This is a genomic window from Moorena sp. SIO2C4, assembly GCF_010672485.1.
GTDB classification, from domain to species: domain Bacteria; phylum Cyanobacteriota; class Cyanobacteriia; order Cyanobacteriales; family Coleofasciculaceae; genus Moorena; species Moorena producens.
This window is the reverse complement of the sequence record NZ_JAAHGN010001360.1, coordinates 1-1,651: the sequence shown is the minus strand read 5'-3', so window position 1 is coordinate 1,651 and position 1,651 is coordinate 1. Positions and strand designations below refer to the sequence as shown.

General features: G+C 48.2%; 1 protein-coding gene. It reads left to right on the top strand.

The window, feature by feature from the left end; genetic code table 11:
• Nucleotides 1–1,427, top strand: a 1,427-nt coding sequence (locus F6K20_RS37565) for an iron uptake porin (protein WP_287298259.1), incomplete at its 5' end; no start/stop codon positions are given.
• Nucleotides 1,428–1,651: the final 224 nt, after the last annotated feature.

Below are 1,651 nucleotides of genomic sequence, written 5' to 3'. Positions count from 1 at the left end.
TTATTGCTGGTTATCCTAACCGCACATTCCGTGGAAACCGGGCAACTACCCGTTATGAGTTTGCGGCTGGTTTGAATGCTTGCTTGAACCAGATTGAGCGGTTAATTGCGGCGAGCACAGCGGACTTTATTACCAGGGAAGACTTGGAAACCCTGCAACGGCTGATTCAAGAGTTTGAAGCCGAACTGGCTACCCTAGGGGCACGGGTGGATAACTTAGAAGGTCGGGTGGCTTTCCTAGAAGACCATCAGTTCTCCACCACCACCAAACTCAAAGGGGAAGTTCTGTTTACCTTTGCTGGTGCCTTTGGGGAAGAACAAGCTGAAGCTGAAGAAAGGCGATTAGATGGAGATGACGAAGACGATGATGATGACGAAGAAGCTCAGGAAGGCATTGATGAAAACATTACCTTCAGCAACAGGGTACGTCTGAACTTCGATACCAGTTTCACCGGTAAAGACCGGTTGAGAACTCGTTTGCAGGCAGGGAACTTTACTAGGCTCAGTAGTGTGACTGGTACCGACATGGCTCGCTTGGGTCATGATGCCGGTGGTGGCAACGATGTGGAAATTACTGAATTGCACTACCGCTTCCCCATTGGTAAGAAATTAAGGGCTTATGTGGGAACCACTGGCCTGGACTTGCATGACATTTTCAACCCGACCAACCCCATCCTGGCAAGCAGTGGCAGTGGTGGCTTATCCCGGTTTATCCGCCGTAACCCCCTAACTCATCGGGGAGTAACCGGAACTGGTGGCGGTTTCACCTATAAATTTAGTGATGCCTTGAAACTATCAGTACTTTATTTGGCTGATGATGGTGATGCTTCTAATCCCGGTGAGGGCTTAGGATTGTTCAATGGTGCCTATAGCGCTGGTGCTCAACTGGGTATTTCCCCCATTGATAATTTGGATCTATCTTTGACCTACGTCCGTAGTTACCAGCCAGGAGACAGTGTCAATCTTTCGGGTAGCACTGGTAGTGAACTGGCCCAGGAACCATTCGGTAATACGGCTACCTCTGCCAATCGCTTAGGAGCACAAGCCAGTTTGCGCCTGACCGAACAAATTCACATCGGCGGTTGGTTTGGTTATATTGATGCTGAAGCAGAAGATGATAATGGTACGGTAGAAGAAGGTGACAATGCTGACATCTTCACTTGGCTAGCCACCCTGTCTTTCATTGATTTAGGCAAAGAGGGAGCTGTGTTCAGTATTGCCGGGGGTGTGCCACCTAAGGCTACCGAAATTGATGGTACCGAACAAGAAGATGAAGATACTTCCTACCTGGTTGAGGCACAGTACAAATTCCCCATTAGCAAGAACATCCTGATTACTCCAGGAGCCTACGTGATTTTCAATCCTAATCACGATGAAGGCAATGATACGATTTGGGTTGGAGCCATCCGTACCACCTTTAAGTTCTAAGTAAAAATACTAGGTACAAATTCTAGGTATTGCTATCAGCTATCTGCTGTGATTTATCAGCAGATAGCTGACTAGTTTAGGAGAAGTCACAAGTCACAAGTCACAAGTCAAACTCTTGCGCTTACAAAGGGTGTGAGACTTTTGTCATGTCCTAACTGCCCTGTCTTGATGCAGTCGCTCATGGGGAGGGGCTGTGTGCGGAACCTGCGTCCGCACCTGTCTTA